Raw genomic sequence first — 550 nt, 5'->3', positions numbered from 1 at the left:
GGGGGTGTCAGGATTTCCGTGTTCAAGGCGGGTTGAGTAATTACACGGAAGGCCGAACGAACCGATCTGCGTAAAGGATAGCGAACTGGTTCATGGCCGTCTTCCAGTCATGCGCGGCACTTCCCCAATTCGCGGTGATGTTGCGCAAGGCCAGCCAGATGAGTTTGGTCGCGGCCTCGTCGCTCGGGAAGTGACCACGGGTCTTGATGATCTTGCGCAACTGCGAGTTGATATTTTCAATCGCGTTCGTCGTGTAGATGATCTTGCGCACACCCGGCGGAAACGCAAAGAACGGGATCACCCGATCCCAGGCGTTGCGCCACGCGCTGCTGACGGTCGGGAATTTCTGGCCCCACGGCCCATCAGCAAACGCATCGAGTGCGGCCTGGGCCGCTTCCGCGCTGGGAGCGGCGTAGATCGGCTTGATCGCCGCGGCCAAGCCCCGGCGGTCCTTCCAACTGGCGTAATCGAGGCTGTTGCGGATAAGGTGGACGATGCAGGTCTGCAGCGTGGTGGCCGGGAACACGGCGGCCAGCGCTTCGGGCATGCC

The 550-nt window shown here is 61.6% G+C and carries 1 protein-coding gene; it reads right to left on the bottom strand.

Annotated features, from left to right (window positions below; genetic code table 11):
- Nucleotides 1-40: 40 nt before the first annotated feature.
- Nucleotides 41-550: IS256 family transposase (locus ACSHSS_RS30320; protein ID WP_445545981.1), on the bottom strand; the 510-nt coding region annotated here is incomplete at its 5' end.

The sequence above is a fragment of the Burkholderia sp. BC1 genome, assembly GCF_052683555.1.
Note: the sequence above shows the minus strand (reverse complement) of the source record. Positions and strands in the feature narration are given on the sequence as shown.